The organism is Streptomyces sp. A5-4, from assembly GCF_051131715.1.
Taxonomy (GTDB): Bacteria; Actinomycetota; Actinomycetes; order Streptomycetales; family Streptomycetaceae; genus Streptomyces.
The window spans coordinates 91,486-106,801 of the sequence record NZ_CP178591.1 but is presented as its reverse complement, the minus strand read 5'-3'; the positions used below and the strand labels follow the sequence as shown (position 1 = coordinate 106,801).

10 protein-coding genes are annotated in these 15,316 nt (G+C 68.8%); 8 read left to right on the top strand and 2 right to left on the bottom strand.

The features are described from left to right. The first annotated feature begins 418 nt into the window (after positions 1-418). From ACLLJJ_RS00515 to ACLLJJ_RS00490, 6 genes are all read left to right on the top strand, one after another. Positions 419-1,504, top strand: a complete 1,086-nt coding sequence (locus ACLLJJ_RS00515; protein ID WP_434587244.1) for an ABC transporter substrate-binding protein — start codon at positions 419-421, stop codon at positions 1,502-1,504. A gap of 84 nt (positions 1,505-1,588) precedes the next feature. Next, the gene (locus tag ACLLJJ_RS00510; protein ID WP_434587242.1) at positions 1,589-3,208 is read left to right on the top strand and encodes a sugar ABC transporter ATP-binding protein; all 1,620 of its coding nucleotides are present in this window, start codon (positions 1,589-1,591) and stop codon (positions 3,206-3,208) included. Further along, a complete protein-coding gene (locus ACLLJJ_RS00505; RefSeq protein WP_434587240.1) occupies positions 3,205-4,176 on the top strand; it encodes an ABC transporter permease in 972 nt (323 codons plus the stop codon). The genes ACLLJJ_RS00510 and ACLLJJ_RS00505 overlap by 4 nt, the downstream gene beginning before the upstream one ends. Beyond that, on the top strand, positions 4,173-5,222 hold the full coding sequence (locus ACLLJJ_RS00500) for an ABC transporter permease (protein WP_434587238.1): 1,050 nt from the start codon (positions 4,173-4,175) through the stop codon (positions 5,220-5,222). The genes ACLLJJ_RS00505 and ACLLJJ_RS00500 overlap by 4 nt, the downstream gene beginning before the upstream one ends. A 43-nt stretch (positions 5,223-5,265) precedes the next feature. Next, the gene (locus ACLLJJ_RS00495) at positions 5,266-6,288 is read left to right on the top strand and encodes a LacI family DNA-binding transcriptional regulator (protein WP_434587237.1); all 1,023 of its coding nucleotides are present in this window, start codon (positions 5,266-5,268) and stop codon (positions 6,286-6,288) included. A gap of 46 nt (positions 6,289-6,334) precedes the next feature. Next, positions 6,335-7,450, top strand: coding sequence for an aldose epimerase family protein (locus tag ACLLJJ_RS00490; protein ID WP_434587235.1), 1,116 nt, complete (start codon positions 6,335-6,337; stop codon positions 7,448-7,450). A 1,439-nt stretch (positions 7,451-8,889) separates the two neighbouring features. Here the strand turns inward: ACLLJJ_RS00490 and ACLLJJ_RS00485 are convergent. After that, entirely contained in the window at positions 8,890-12,495 is a 3,606-nt protein-coding gene (locus tag ACLLJJ_RS00485) for a protein kinase domain-containing protein (protein ID WP_434587232.1), read from the bottom strand. A gap of 637 nt (positions 12,496-13,132) precedes the next feature. On the opposite strand from ACLLJJ_RS00485, the gene ACLLJJ_RS00480 reads away from it, so the two are divergent. Then, the gene (locus tag ACLLJJ_RS00480; protein WP_434587230.1) at positions 13,133-13,843 is read left to right on the top strand and encodes an esterase/lipase family protein; all 711 of its coding nucleotides are present in this window, start codon (positions 13,133-13,135) and stop codon (positions 13,841-13,843) included. A 78-nt stretch (positions 13,844-13,921) separates the two neighbouring features. Here the strand turns inward: ACLLJJ_RS00480 and ACLLJJ_RS00475 are convergent, their stop codons facing one another. Next, positions 13,922-14,227 (bottom strand): cupin domain-containing protein, encoded by a 306-nt coding sequence (locus tag ACLLJJ_RS00475; RefSeq protein ID WP_434587228.1) that lies wholly within the window; start codon positions 14,225-14,227, stop codon positions 13,922-13,924. A gap of 353 nt (positions 14,228-14,580) precedes the next feature. Here ACLLJJ_RS00475 and ACLLJJ_RS00470 point away from each other — a divergent pair, with 353 nt between their 5' ends. Next, a complete protein-coding gene (locus ACLLJJ_RS00470) occupies positions 14,581-14,937 on the top strand; it encodes a hypothetical protein (RefSeq protein ID WP_434587226.1) in 357 nt (118 codons plus the stop codon). Positions 14,938-15,316: the final 379 nt, after the last annotated feature.

Below are 15,316 nucleotides of genomic sequence, written 5' to 3'. Positions count from 1 at the left end.
CGGGGCGCATGCCGAAGGGCGCCGTCGCGTGGTGTGGTGACGGACGGCAGCGGTTCTTTCAACGTTGGAAAATGGGCGTCCGGCGGTATGACAGCACGGTGTCGGGCCGGTGTCCAGACTCTGCACAGGCCCAGTGCCGTACGGCGGATGGATTCCCTCGCGCGAGCCCCGTGGTCGTCCGACACATTTTGGAAACGCATCGCCAGCACTCTTGCCGCCCGTGGCGCACCGGATATATAACGTTGTAAACCGAGTCGCCGACAGACCGTGCAGGCTTTCACGACCGCTGTTCCCGCAGCACGGAGCAGGGGCGTGAGCAATGCAATGACGTCAGCCGCCGAGCGGCCGATGCCTCCTCCCGCACGCCCGACCGCACGCCGATCAGCGTGCCGTCAACCCGCCAAGGAGCGTTCCGCGCATGATGATCCAGCGTCGATCCCGTACCCTCGCCGTGGCCTGCCTCCTCACCGCCACCGTCACGCTGGCCGCCGCCGGCTGCGCCAAGTCGGAGACCTCCAGCAACGCGGGCGGCGACAGCAGCCAGGGGGCCCAGGAGGCCAAGTCCCCTGATTCCTCGTCCGGTTCGGGCTGCTCGCTGAAGACCTACGGCGCGCCGAAGCTGGACCTGAAGAACGCGGTGGTCGGCTTCTCCCAGTCGGAGAAGGAGGCCAACCCGTTCCGGATCGCCGAGACGCGGTCCATCAAGGACGAGGCCAAGAAGATCGGCGTCAAGAAGCTGCTCACCACCAACGCCCAGTCCCAGCTGTCCAAGCAGATCAGCGACATCCAGGACATGCTGTCCCAGGGCGCGCAGTTCCTGATCGTCGCCCCGCTCAACTCCGACGGCCTGGAGCCCGCGTTGAAGGCGGCGGCCGCCAAGAAGGTCCCGGTCCTCACCATCGACCGCACGGTCAACTCCGCGGCCTGCAAGGACTACGTGGCCTTCCTCGGCTCCGACTTCGTCGAGCAGGGCAAGCGCGCCGCCGACGCGATGATCAAGGCCACCGACGGCAAGGGCAAGGTCGCCATCCTGCTCGGCGCCTCCGGCAACACGGTCACCACCGACCGCACCAAGGGCTTCGTCGACCAGGTCAAGGCCAAGGCACCCGGCCTGGAGATCGTCGCCCAGCAGACCGGCGAGTTCGCCCGCGACAAGGGCCAGCAGGTCATGGAGCAGCTCATCCAGTCCAAGCCCGACATCACCGCCGTCTACGCGGAGAACGACGAGATGGGCCTCGGTGCGATCACCGCCCTCAAGGCCGCTGGGAAGAAGCCCGGCAAGGACATCAAGATCGTCTCCATCGACGGTACCCGCAACGCCGTCCAGGCCCTGGTCAACGGGGAGTACAACGCGGTCATCGAGTCCAACCCGCGCTTCGGCCCGCTGGCCTTCGCCACCGCGCAGAAGTTCTACGCCGGTGAAGTGATCCCGCAGAACGTGATCATCACCGACCGGGAGTACGACGAGGCCAACGCCAAGGAATCACTCGGCGGAGCGTACTGACCCCACCGGAGGCCGGCCGCTGCGACCGTCTCGGCGCTCGCGGCGGCCCAGCCCCACTCCCGTAACACCGAAAGGCCAGGATTCATGGCACCAACCGAAGCGACACCCCAGCATGCGGAGACCGCCGGGGCGGGCGGCCGTGCCGCGGCGGCGACCGTGCTCGAAGCGCGCTCGGTGAGCAAGCGGTTCCTGGGCGTCGTCGCCCTGGACGGCGTCTCCTTCTCGCTGCGCGCGGGGGAGGTCCACGCGCTCGTCGGCGAGAACGGGGCCGGCAAGTCCACCCTCATCAAGGTGCTCACCGGTGTCTACCAGAGCGACGAGGGCGAGGTGCGGGTGGCCGGCGAGCCGGTCCGTTTCTCCCGCCCGTTCGAAGCGCAGCAGGCCGGGATCTCCACCATCTACCAGGAGGTGAACCTCGTCCCGCTGATGAGCGTGGCGCGCAACATCTTCCTGGGCCGCGAGCCGAAGAACCGTCTCGGGCTCATCGACTTCGCCCGGATGAACCGCGAAACCACCGAACTCCTCGACGGGTTCGGCGTCCGCGTCGACCCCCGGCGGCCCCTGCACACCCTGGGCATCGGCACCCAGCAGATGGTCGCGCTGGCCCGCGCCGTGTCCGTACAGGCCCAGGTCGTCATCATGGACGAACCCACCTCGTCGCTGGAGCCCCGCGAGGTCGAGACCCTCTTCCGGGTCATCGAGGACCTGCGCGGCGGAGGCATCGCCGTCCTATACGTGAGCCACCGCATGGACGAGCTCTACCGCATCTGCGACCGGGTCACCGTCCTGCGCGACGGCCGCCACATCCACACCGGCGACCTGGCCGGCCTGCAACGCATGCAGCTCGTGTCGATGATGCTCGGCCGCGACATGGCGGAGGTCCGGCGTGACGGCCTCACCGGCTTCGACGCCGCGGGCCACGACGCGGCCCGCGTCCCCGTCCTCACCGCCACAGGCCTCGCCCGCCGCCACCAACTGCACGACATCTCGCTGTCGCTGTACGCCGGTGAGGTCCTGGGACTGGGCGGACTCCTCGGCTCCGGCCGTAGCGAGACCGCGAAGGCGCTGACCGGCGCACTGTCTCTGGACGGCGGTGAGATAACCGTCGACGGCAAGCGCCTGGGCCGCCCCACCCCCGCCGCCGCCATCCGCGCCGGCATCAGCATGCTCCCCGAGGACCGCAAGGCCGAGGGCATCGTCCCCGGACTCTCGGTCCGCGAGAACATCGTGCTCGCCGCCATGCCCCGGCTCTCCCGGGGCGGGATCGTCTCCCGCGACCGGCAGGACCGGATCGTCGGCATCTTCATGAAACGGCTGCGCATCAAGGCCTCCAGCCCCGAGCAGAAGGTCGGCGAACTCTCCGGCGGCAACCAGCAGAAGGTGCTGCTCGCCCGCTGGCTCTGCCTGGAGCCCAAGGTGCTGCTGCTCGACGAGCCCACCCGCGGCATCGACGTCGGTGCCAAGGCCGAGGTGCAGAGCCTCATCGACGACCTCGCCCGTGAAGGGCTCGCCGTCCTGCTGATCTCCTCCGACATCGAGGAGCTCATCGAGGGCGCCGACCGCATCGTCGTCCTGCGCGGCGGAGCGGTCGCCGGTGAACTCGCCGGCGACGAGGTGGACGAGAGCCGCCTGCTCGAAGTGCTCGCCGAACACACGCCCCATCCCGGGGGCAAGGCCCAGGCCGCCCAGGAGGACCCCCGATGACCCAGGCCACCTTGACCCGCCCCGCGAAGCCGCCGGCCCGGCTGCGCGATCCAGCCTGGTACCAGAAGTACGGGGTGTACGCGGCCGTCGGCGTCGTGCTGTTGTTCAACGCGCTGTTCACCGAGCACTTCATGACGGCCGACAACCTGCGCACCCAGCTCGTCCAGGTCGCGCCGATCGTGATCGTCGCGCTCGGCATGGCCCTGGTCATCGGCACCGAGGGCATCGACCTGTCCGTCGGCTCGACCATGGCGCTCGCCGCAGCCCTGCTGCCGCTCTACCTCGGCTACGGTCTGGTACCCGCGCTGCTGATCGCGCTGCTCGCCGGAGCGGTGGTCGGCGCGATCAACGGCACGCTCGTCTCCCTCGTGGGGCTGCAACCCATCGTCGCGACCCTCGCCCTGTTCGTCGGCGGCAGGGGACTTGCCCTGGTGATGGCGGACGGTCAGCTCAAGCAGATAGTCAACCCGGACATCCTCGCGCTCGGCACCGGATCCTTCCTCGGCATTCCCCTGGTCGTCCTCATCGCCGGCGTGCTCGCGCTTGCCGTCGCGTTCCTGGTGCAGCGCACCACCTTCGGACGGCAGATCGTCGCCATCGGCGGCAACCGCGCGGCCTCCGCCCTGTCAGGACTGCCCGTCAAGCGGGTCCTGATCGGCGTCTACATGCTGTGCGGAGTGATGGCGGCCCTCGCCGGCATCCTCGCCACCGCCCGGCTCACCGCCAGCGACCCGTCCTCGCTCGGCACTCTCATGGAACTCTCCGCGATCACGGCCGTCGTCGTGGGCGGCACCCCGCTGGGCGGCGGCTCCATCCGGGTGCTCGGCACCGTCGCGGGCGCCCTGCTGATGCAGCTGCTGCGCGCCACTCTCGTCAAGCACGACCTGCCCGACTCCACCGCACAGATCGCCCAGGCGGCCATCATCATCGCCGCCGTCTACGTCGCCCGGGAGCGTAGGTCCCGATGAACAACACCTCACCCGCCCCCGTGTCCGCCACCGAGGCCCCGGCGCCGCTCAAGAACGCCCCCTCACGGCCCGAACCCCGCCCCGAGCGCACCACCGGCTCGCGTATCGGCGAACTCCTCCAGCGCCAGGGCGTACTCGCGGTCCTGCTGACCGTCATCCTCATCGCCTCGTTCGTCTACCCCACGTTCGCCACCCTCGACAACGCTCGCGGCGTCACCGTCCAGGCGTCCTTCCTCGCCGTTGTCGCCCTGGGCATGACCCTGGTCATCATCACCGGCGGCATCGACCTGTCCGTCGGCTCCGTCTTCGCCCTCGGCGGTGTGCTGGCGGCTTGGGCCTCGCAATGGGGCTTCTTCGCCGCGCTGCTGGTGCCCCTGGCCGTCTGCGGCGCGATCGGACTGCTCAACGGGCTACTCATCGCCCGCGCGAACATGGCTCCCTTCATCGTCACGCTCGCCACCCTCCTCGCCGCGCGGGGCATGCTGCTCGCTTTCACCGACGAAGGGGCCACCACCTACCTGGTGCCCAAGGACTCGGCCTTCGCCGAACTCGGCCAGGGCAGCGTCTGGGGGTTCGGCTACCCGATCCTCATCGCCCTGGCCCTCTTCGGGGCGGGTGGGCTGCTGCTTCAGCGGACCTCGTTCGGGCAGACCCTCTTCGCCGTCGGAGGCAGCAGCGACGCGGCCACCCTGATGGGCCTGCCCGTCGCGCGCACGAAGATCCTGGTCTACACCCTCAGCGGACTGCTCGCCGGACTCGCCGGAGCGCTCAGCGCCGCCCGTCTGTCCTCCGGCGTCACCATCGTCGGCGTTGGTATGGAACTCGACGCGATCTCCGCCGTCGTCATCGGCGGCACCCTCCTCATCGGCGGCGCGGGCTCGATCAGCGGCACCCTGTGGGGCGTCCTGCTGCTCGCGGTGATTCAGAACCTCATCAACCAGATCGGCTCGCTCAACTCCTCGTACCAATCAGTGGTCAGCGGCGGCTTCCTTATCGTTGTCGTGGTGGCGCAGCGTTACCTCGCACGCAGCCGGAGATCCACCTGAACCGCACCGACCGGGCCGAGTCGAACCACGTACAAGGAGTGTTGTGAGCGTCAGCCTCAAGGACGTAGCTGCCCGGGCGGGCGTGTCCATCAAGACCGTGTCGAACGTGGTGAACAACTACCAGCACATCACCCCCAAGATGCGCGCCAAGGTCCAGCAGGCGATCGACGAGCTCGGCTACCGGCCGAATCTCACCGCCCGCCACCTGCGCAAGGGCCGCACCGGCATCATCGCCCTGGCCGTCCCCGAATTCGGCAACCCGTACTTCGCGGAGCTGGCCGGCGCGGTCGTCGACGCCGCCGCCCGGCACGACTACACCGTCCTGGTCGACCACACCGGTGGCCTGCGCGACAAGGAGCTGCTGGTCAGCCAGGGGTTTCGGTCCCACGTCATCGACGGCCTCATCCTCAGCCCCATCCACCTGGAGACCGAGGACCTGATGGCCCGCACCGAGACGGCACCGCTGGTGCTGCTCGGCGAGCGCGAGTACGAGGCCCCGTACGACCACATCGCCATCGACAACGTGGCCGCGGCCCGCGCGGCCGTGGCCCACCTCATTGGCCTCGGCCACCGCAAAATCGCTTTCCTCGGCTCCCGCACCGGCCGCGAGCGCCAACCTGCCCATCTGCGGCTGCGCGGCTGGCGCGAGGAATTGGCGGCCTCGGGCATCGAACCCGACGAGTCCCTGGTCGTCGTCACCGACGGCTACGGCCGCGAGGACGGCGCGGCGGCCATGGCCTCGCTCCTCGACCGGGGGGACCGGCCCGACGCCGTCTTCGCGTACAACGACCTGATCGCGATCGGGGCGATGCGCACCATCACCGAACGGGGTCTGCGCATCCCGTCCGACATCGCGGTCGTCGGCTTCGACGACATCGAGGAGAGCCGCTACGGGGCCACCACCCTCACCACCATCGCGCCGGACAAGGCGGCCATCGCCCAACTCGCCGTCGACAGCCTTGTCGAGCGCCTGGCCGGCACCCCGGTCACCGAACCCCGGCGGCCCCGGCCCGGCTACCGCCTCATCGTCCGCGAATCCACCACCCCCGGACAGGCCGCCCGCTGACGCTCCGCGCCTCCCGCCCGGCGGACCGCACCTCAAGGAACTCCACATGCCCACCGTGCACCGCACACCGTTCGGCCGCGCCCACGGGCAGACGGAGGTCGACCTCTGGACCCTCGACTCGGAAACCGGCGTCCGGGCCGAGATCCTCACCTACGGCGGTGTCCTGCACAGCCTCACCGTCCCGGACACCGTCGGCGCCCCCGGCCTGGTCGTTCGCTCCCTGCCCGCCCTGGACGACTACACCGACAAGAACCCGTACTTCGGGGCGGTCGTGGGCCGGTACGCCAACCGCATCGCCCACGGCCGCTTCACCCTGGACGGCATCACCCACCACATCCCCGCCAACGACCGGGGCCACGCGCTGCACGGAGGCCCCGACGGCTTCCACACCAAGGTCTGGCAGCCTGCGGGACACCGCACCGACACCACCGCTGTCCTCCGGCTCACCCTGCACAGCCCCGACGGCGACATGGGCTTCCCCGGCGCGCTCGACGTCGCCGTCACCTACACCCTGGACACCACCGGGACCCTCGCCGTCGACTACACGGCCGTCACCGACCGGCCCACCATCGTCAACCTCACCCACCACGCCTACCTCAACCTCGGCGCCGACGACATCCTCGGCCACACCCTCCAGGTCGACGCCGGCCACTACCTCCCCATCGACCACGACGGCATCCCCGAAGGCCCGCCGGCCCCGGTGAACGGCACCCCGTTCGACCTCACCGCCCCGCGGCCCATCGGCGAGCCCCTTGCCCGCCCGGACGCACAACTGGGCCGCGCCGGAGGCTTCGACCACTGCTGGGTGCTGCACCCCGCCGCTCCCGCCACCCTGCGCCGGGCGGCCCGCCTCACCGCCCCCGGCGACCGGCGGACCCTGGAGCTGTGGACCACCGAACCCGGCCTCCAGGTCTACACCGCCAACCAGCTCGACGGCGCGTTCACCGACGGCACGGGCCGCCGCCACCAGCGCCACGGCTCTGTCTGCCTGGAGACCCAGCACCTGCCCGACTCGCCCAACCGTCCCGACCACCCCAGCACCGTGCTGCGCCCCGGAGCGACGCTGCGCAGCCGCACGGAATGGCGCTTCCCGCACCTGGACATCGCTCGGGCAGACCGCGTCGGACCGACGCACACCGGCGCGCGACCGGCTGCTCGCTGAGCAGGGGGTGACCGCCCATCAACGGGCGGAGCGGCTGCGGCATTCCTCAACGGCCGGCCGGGGGTTGCACGCGCCACAGTGGTCGGTGGCGAAGCTCGCGAAGTGGGCGCCCCCACTCCCGCTGGCTGCGCACGTCCGTATCAAGCCGGGTCGACACGGCGCACGTCTCGGGCCTTGGCAGACCGGGACGGAGCCACGGTAGGAGAAGCCGGCTGAGCAGCTCCGCTGCGACCCCAACACCGGGGGAGAAGACCAGAATTCACCATCAGCGGTCCGGCGACCACGCGGTGAGGCTTCCGCGATCATCTTCGGCGGATGCGGGTTGTCCTGGTGACTGTTCCTCGACGGGGACGTTCACTGCGGGAAGGCTGAGGAACGGTCGGGCGTGTGGCGAACGTGAGGCCCGGCGCCCGGCTCGAAGGGGAGAAGGCCCGGCAGGCGCAGCCCGCCGGACGGATCCACGGTACGGGTCGTAGGGGCGAGGGAGCCTGTGGTGCGAGAGTGCTGGTTTTGCGGGAATGCCACACCGGCGTCACGGCACGACCGTGTCCTGGGGCTGCACCAGGGCGCCGACACCGCGATGACCCCGTGGATCGTCGTCCTGCGCACCACGTGGCGCCGTGAAATCGTGCATGTGCCACGCTGCCCCCGCTGTCACACCGGATATCAGATCGAGCAGACCGCGGCGGTACTCTCCATGGTCGCGTTACTCGCCTACGCCGCCAGTGGCCAGCTGGACAGACTCCTCGGCACTCTCCCGACCTCGACCGGCGAGCGGACGGCCGCAGTGATCTGGGCGACTGTGGCCTGCCTGCCTGGGCTCACTTGGATCGCCATGAGGCGTGGCCGGTCGGCGTGGCGGCGCCTGGCGCCCCACCGCCTGGGCTACGCCCGTCACCACCCGGAGTTTCTCCGGCTCCGAGATGAGGGGTGGAGGCCAAGGCCGGGGCCCTTCCCCTACTGGACGAAATCCGTCGAACCCCCATTACCCGCCGCCGATGAACAGATTGCGGCGATGGGTCGGACGCACAATCGACCTGGTGGGAACAGCCTGCGCCATTGCCGTCCCGATCACCTACGTCCAGGGCTACGAAGAACTGGCCGGAGGTCTCACGCCACGTATGGGCCTTTGCCTCGTCGCCGCCCGACCGCCGCTGCGCTCCAGCTCAACAGCCATGAACTGCTCGCGCACGTGGGGGCCTGAAATACACCCCGCCCTCCGCGACCGCATCCAGGCGGTGATCACGACCGATGAGGCAGGGCCGGCGGTACCGGGCCGCAGGGCCCCGATGAACTCCGCGGCCGGAGCGTCGTCGCCCTACGCGAGGAACTCGAAACCCTGATCCCCGCCGACCGCGGACCGGGTCGGCCGTGGAAGCAGGGCCCGCCGCCGCGTCGGGAAGCGGGCCGTCGACGTAGGCTGGTTGGTTTCCACCAGGTCAGCATGTCTTGCGGTAGGGGACGTCGGGGATGTGGGTTTTCCATTCCTGTTCCGTGAGAGGGCCTGACTTGGCGCAGAGGTCTCGGATCAGCTGCGCAGGGGCGATGCCGTGAGTGAAGAATCTGCCGCGCTTGTCCACACTGGTTAGTGTCGAGCCGTCTGGAGCGAACGCGAGTGCGACGATCTCGTCGTTGTACGCCGTGAGCGGGGCGCCGAGCTGCGTCCGGGTGCGGCTGTTCCATACCTTGATCTGGTAGTGGGGTCCGGACTGGTGGACCGTGGCGAACAGTCGGCCGTCGGACGAGGCAGCGGTGGCCCCTTCCGGCGTGGACAAGGCAGCGGCTACGGCGCCCGTGCGCAGGTCGTTTCCTTCGGGTAGGAGCGTCCGAGCGTCCCAGAGCCGGATGTAGGGCCTGAATCGACGAGGGTAGGTGTAGATCGTTGCGCCGTCGTCGCTGATGGAGTCCACCTCCAAGGTCGAGGCGCCCTTGGTGATGACCCGGCCGGAGGGGAACGCGACCCTGCCGAGGTTCGGGGCGGCGATCACGGACTTACCGTCGGGCTGGAAGAAGACGGCCCCTCCGTTGCTGGGGTAGCCGAGGTCGGCCTGCACCTTGCGGAGCTGGCGCATGGTGGTCAAGTCGCAGAACGTGAGTGTGTTGGTCTGGGCTTTCACGACCTGGACGGCGAGTGACTTGTTGTCCGGTGAGAACGCGACCCTCTTGTCCGGTGCGAATGGGTACGGCTGCGCCGCTCCGTCGGGCTTGTCCTTTTCGAGGATGGACAGGCTGCCCAGCAACGCCGGCTTCTTCTTGGCCGTATCCCAGATCTCGACTTGGGTATCGGCGACAACGGCAAGCAACCGGCCATCGCGGCTGAGCTGGATCTCCTCCACGCTGTGCCCCCTACTTCCCGCGACCGAGGTCACGGTGGAACGCTTGGTCCGTGACGGCGTGGACCAGATTTCGATGCCGTCGCCATCGCTGAGCGCGAAGGTGCGCCGGTCCAGACTCACCGCACTCGCTTGGTAGTACTCACCGGTCGACTCGGGGGGTTTGGTGAAGGCATGGATGTCGAGCGACCGGACGACGCCGTCGGTTCCGGCGCACCGGAGCTTCGAGTTGTCGGCCGTGAAACGCAGGGCCGTCAGAGGGTGACACTCGCTCTGGGTGGTCGCGTAGCGCATGACAGGCTCGGATGCCCACAACGCTTCTGTGTCCCAGACGATGGCGTTCCGTACGAGAAACCGGCCGTCGTGACTGAAGTGGAGGGGATAGGCGCTGGGGTCCTCGGCGCCCCTGAGCTCAGTGCCGAGCGGTTCTTTGAGGTGTCGGAGGAACACGTTGATCTTGCCGCCCTTGAGCGTCAGAGCCACGGACTTCGCGTCCGGGCTGAACACCGCGGGCCCCTGGATATCGGCGGCCTTGACCCCGTAGGGGAGGGGGACGGGCAGCTTCTTCTTGGTGTGTGTGTCGAACCAGGTGAACCGCTTCCCCTTGGCGCCGTCGGGCACGGAGAGTATGCGTTCGTCCGGGGAGAACGAGGAGTCCGCCGAGAAGGAGACGGGTCCGAGGGAACTCATGGTGATGAACTTGCGGCCGGTGCGCGTGTCCCAGATCGCCATCGTGGTCTTTATGGCGGTGTCGGTCGCTTCGATCGATTCGGCCATCAGGTAGGTGCCCAGCGGGCTGAGTGCGGCCCTCGGCCAGAGTCCGGTGCTCTCCTTGACGGTGGGATAGGTGTGAGTGCTGCGCAGGCGGGCGGTGGAGACGTCGAGCAGGCGGGTGTATCCGTCATCGGTGCTGACGATCGCCGTCCTGCCGTCGTCGGAAAGGTCCACTTGGTGGACCCTGGCCGGGGCGGTGTAGGAACCGGTCTTCCTGCGGCTCTGGACGTTCCAGAACTCCACGCGGGTGCCCGCGGCGGCTACGTAGGTCTGCCCGGTGCTGTCGAGATCTGATTCCGTCGCCACGAAGCCTGGCAGTTTGAGCGCATCGTCTTCCCGCTGGTTGCGCAGGGCAAGCAGGGCCGACCAGGACTCGGGACTGTCGGCCAGGCGTGCCGAAGCCACAGCCAGCCGTCGGCCGAGTTCGGGATCGGTGCGGCGAAGTGACTGGGCTGTGCCGGCCACCTGGGCGGAGGTGGCGCGGTCACGCTGGATGCTGACGGTCTGCCGTTGGTCGAAGGCGATGGTTGCGGCTCCGACCGCGATGACCAGCAGGACGGACAGGACGGCGCTGAGCAGGACGCGTAACCTGCCACGGTGGCGAGCCAGTCCCGATCCGGCGTCCAGGAAGTCGCGTTCGGTGTCGTTGAGGGTCAGATGGCGGCGGCCTGTCGCGGCCCAGTCCCTTGCGCGGTCCAGGGCCGTTCCCTGCAGCAAGTCGCTTTTTTTGTGGCCGTGGTCGTCCCAGGCCCGGGATGCTTCGGACAGGCGCTGATGGACGCCCAGGCCGGCGCGTTCGGCCTCCACCCACCCGCGCAGTCGGGGCCAGGCCCGGATCAGGGCGGCGCTGGACAACGCGACCTTCTCGCCCTCCCAGAGCAGGATCCCGGCCCCGGTGAACGCCTCAAGCACCTCCTCCAGGACCTGCTCCGGAGTCTGGCCGTCGGAGAACTCGGTTCTGCGCGCCGAGCGCAGTGTGTCCTCGGCGCGTTCGCCCGGGGCGACCAGGCGCAGCAACACCCGAGGGGTGGCCTCCCGTGCCGTGTTTCCGAGACGGTCGTACACCACCCTGGCCACTTCGGAGCGGGAGGGCTCGTCAGGCTTGAGCGGGATTCCGGGGGCAGCCCCCCGCACGACATCGGCCAGGTCTGCGCGGCCGACGAGGGACAGCAGGAGTTGCTCTGATGTCGGCCGGTCCCCAGGTTTTTTGGACAGCGAGGCCGCTACCAGCGAACGGAGCGGTTCCGCAAGCATCGAGGTGTCGGGTTCGTGGGTGGAGACCTGATACGTCAGAGCCAATGCGTTCTCGCCGTCGAAGGCGTGTCGGCCGGTCGCGGCGAACACGACGACGGCTGCCCAGCCCCACACGTCGACCTTGCCGTCGCCGTGTTCGCCGCGGCAACGCTCGGGCGGCATGTAGCGAAGGGTGCCCATGGGCAGGCCGGCAGTGGCGGTCCCCTCCATGATCCGGGCGATACCGAAGTCGATCACCCGCGGGCCGTCGGGGCCGAGGAGGATGTTCTCGGGCTTGAGGTCCCGGTGCACCACGCCGGCCCGGTGGATGGCCACCAGCGCCGTGGCCACACCGATCGCCAGACGGCGAAGCTCCTCCGGTTCGTACGGGTCGCCGATGTCGAGCGTGCGCCGCAGATCGGAGCCCGCTACGTACTCGCTGACGACGAACGGGATCGGACCGTCGAGGTCGGCGTGGAGCATCTTCGCGGTGCAGAAGGGCGCCACCCGGCGCCAGGCCTCGGTCTCCTTGCGGAGCATGTCCCGGTCGCTGTCGCTCACCCCGTGGAGAGCCTTGACGGCCACCCGCTCTCCGTCGGCGGCGTACCCCTCGTACACCACGCCCTGACCGCCCGCGCCGAGTCGGCCGTCGAGATAGAAGGTGCCCAACTGCCGTGGGTCGCCAGGAAGAAGCGGTGCCGCCAAGACGAAGCCTCCTGTAGCGCTGAACGTGCCTCACTGATCGTCAAGCTGTATAGACGCTGCCGTCTGCTTATTGGTTCGGCGGGCCCAGCGCCCTCTTCAGGCCCCGGTTCGCCGATCGGTCTGATGACGGTCCTGCCGTGGCACTCGCGGGTCGCAGGGTGGGCACTGCCCGCCGCCCGCTGCCTTGCGTTCTCCAGCTCCTGCGCTGACGGCTCCCCAGTGAAGTGTTCGCACTGGGTTATCGGATCTCCTGAAAGACACTCAACAGTCACGACTGGTGATGCTGGGCAGCAGGAGTCACCGCCGTCCCTGCAATGATCGAACCTAGACTCCCCGGACCGTGATCGTTCCCTAGCGTTCAATCCAGCAGAATCACCGGCGGGACCGTCATCTCGACAAGCGCCCGGTACCCGAATCAGTTGTCCGCGCGCTCGCGATCTGGGATCGCTCGCCTGTCGGGCTCGCAGTGCCGGTGGATCTTGACGGCGAGAGGGTTTTTCGCCGCTTGGAGTGGTGATCATGCAGGTTTGCGTGAGCTCGCGAGGATCCGGCTCACGACCGGGCTCAGCGCAGGAGTATCGGTCCTGGCCTCACCATTCTTCCGAACACTCGTGGGTAACAAGAGTGAGGGGAATCCGTGCCGACGGTCCGCACCAGAATCGTTACGCTCATTTCCGCCGTACTGCTCGCCCTGGCGGCCGCGCTCCTCATCCCGCCCACCGCCTCGGCGGCGCCGCCGGAGCAGTCCACAGCCGCCCGGAACCCGGTGATCTTCGTCCATGGCTACAACGCCGACCCAAGCGTGTGGGGCGGCCTGCGCGACGATTTCAAAGCCGATGGATACACCGATGCCGAGCTGTTCACCTGGGGTTACGACAGCAGCAACTCCGTGAACGAGGTTCTCGCCGGCGAGTTCGACGCGTACGTCGACGAGGTCTTCGCCCAGTCGGGTGCCACGAAGGTCGACGTGGTCGCGCACTCCTTCGGCAGCCTGGTCACCCGTTGGTACGTGAAGTACCGCGGCGGCACCTCGACGGTCGACGACTGGGTCTCGCTCGGCGGCCCCAATCACGGCACGTACATCTCCTGGGCCTGTGTGACCTGGAATCAGGCATGCCGCGACATGAGCCCGGGATCGTACGTACAGGACGAACTCGCCGACGGTGATGAGACGCCCGGCTCGGTCAACTACGCGACCTGGTGGTCGAACTGTGACGAGGTCATCAACCCGGACAGCAGCGTGCTCCTCAGCGGCGCGACCAACAACGCGGCCGGCTGCCTGGACCACAACGAACTGCTCGGCGATGACGGTGTCTCGCAGGGGGTGCGCGCCTTCGTGGCTTCCTGAGCGAAGGCACCCGCCGCTCCGGCCTCGCACCCACCCGCACCGGGACCAGACACCCGGCCAATGCCGCCGGAAGGGCCGCTACCCTTCCGGCAGTTCCACGATTACCAACGTGCCCCGGCTTCCGGGGCGGACCGCGTGTGCCGCCCCCGCCGCCACCATGAACAGCTCGCCCGCCCGCACCGTCACCGGCAGGCCGTCCACCTCCAGCTCCAGCCGGCCGTCGAGGACCAGCAGGGCCTCGGCGGCATCATGGCTCTCCTCCTCGACCGGCAGCTCGTCCATGCGCAGTAGCTTCACGCAGGCCGCCCCCACCAGGCCCAGCCTGCGAGAACTCCACGACTCCGGCAGACCGGCCGCCGTCTCCACAAGGTCGACCGCACTCATGACGCCCCCTATTCACGGACCTGCTTGGTCATGCCGAAACGGGCCCGCACGTAAAGATCAATGGATGCCCTGAAACTAACTGCCCAGGAAGAACAAGTGGTGGACCGTTTGGCAAAGCCTCGCTGGGCCCGGACCGAACTCAACTCCCGGCCCACACCGGAGACTCGTCCATGACCCGGCCGACGATCCGAGACGAGCCACAAAGGTTCAAATGCTGCGGTTGCGGCGGTTGGAAGTCGAGGCCGGTCCTTGCGATGAGGCCCAGGTGGCACGTTGGCCGAACACTGCGGCTGCTGTGACAGCCCTGTGACCGGAGGAGTGGCTTCCGTCACAGCCTGGCCGACCCCGCCCTGGTGAGATGGCCGGATGCGTACCGCCCTGCGCCGCTGACGCCGCTCCTGGTTCACCTCCTGATTGGTGTCCCCACGGCCCTCGCCGTCCTCTGCACGCGCTGGTACATCGCCCACGGCCATTGCGAGTACGCCGACCTGAGCCGCCGCGACCTCGACGGCTGCACCTACGACCAGATCGAGAACAACGGCTTCGCCCTGGTCGCCCTGATCTTGATCGACAGCCTCCTCCTCCTCCTGCTCCTCCTCTTCGACGTCCTGCGCCCCCGGCACGCCGGACGCCCCCTCAAGCCACGCCTGCTGACCCTGCCGGCGATCCTGATCCCGTACGCGGTGTACGTGGTCTACGGGGGACGATGAACAGTCACCGATATCGACACTGCCGACGGCAACCGGCGTTGAGGCGGTGCTCATCCACGACGGTTCGGGCCGCGCTGCTTGTTTCGCTTCCTGCGCTGAGTGTCGGCTGCGCCGATGAGCTTCCAGTCGGGCATCAGGACCGGATCGGATCCGACGCCGTCCAACACAGCAGTCTCGACATCCTGGGCGTGCTGTGGAGAATTCCGGACGACGACTTCACCCGCCCGCATGCTCCAACACGCCCGCGCCCGCGCCTGGGCCAAGGAGCACGGACACCTCGCCGCCCCGCAGGACGCCGCCCACGGCGGCCGCCCCGGCTTCCCGCCCCCAGGGGCCGGCGCCTCCTGACGTGGGGGCGTGAGACCGGCCAGCCGCGGCG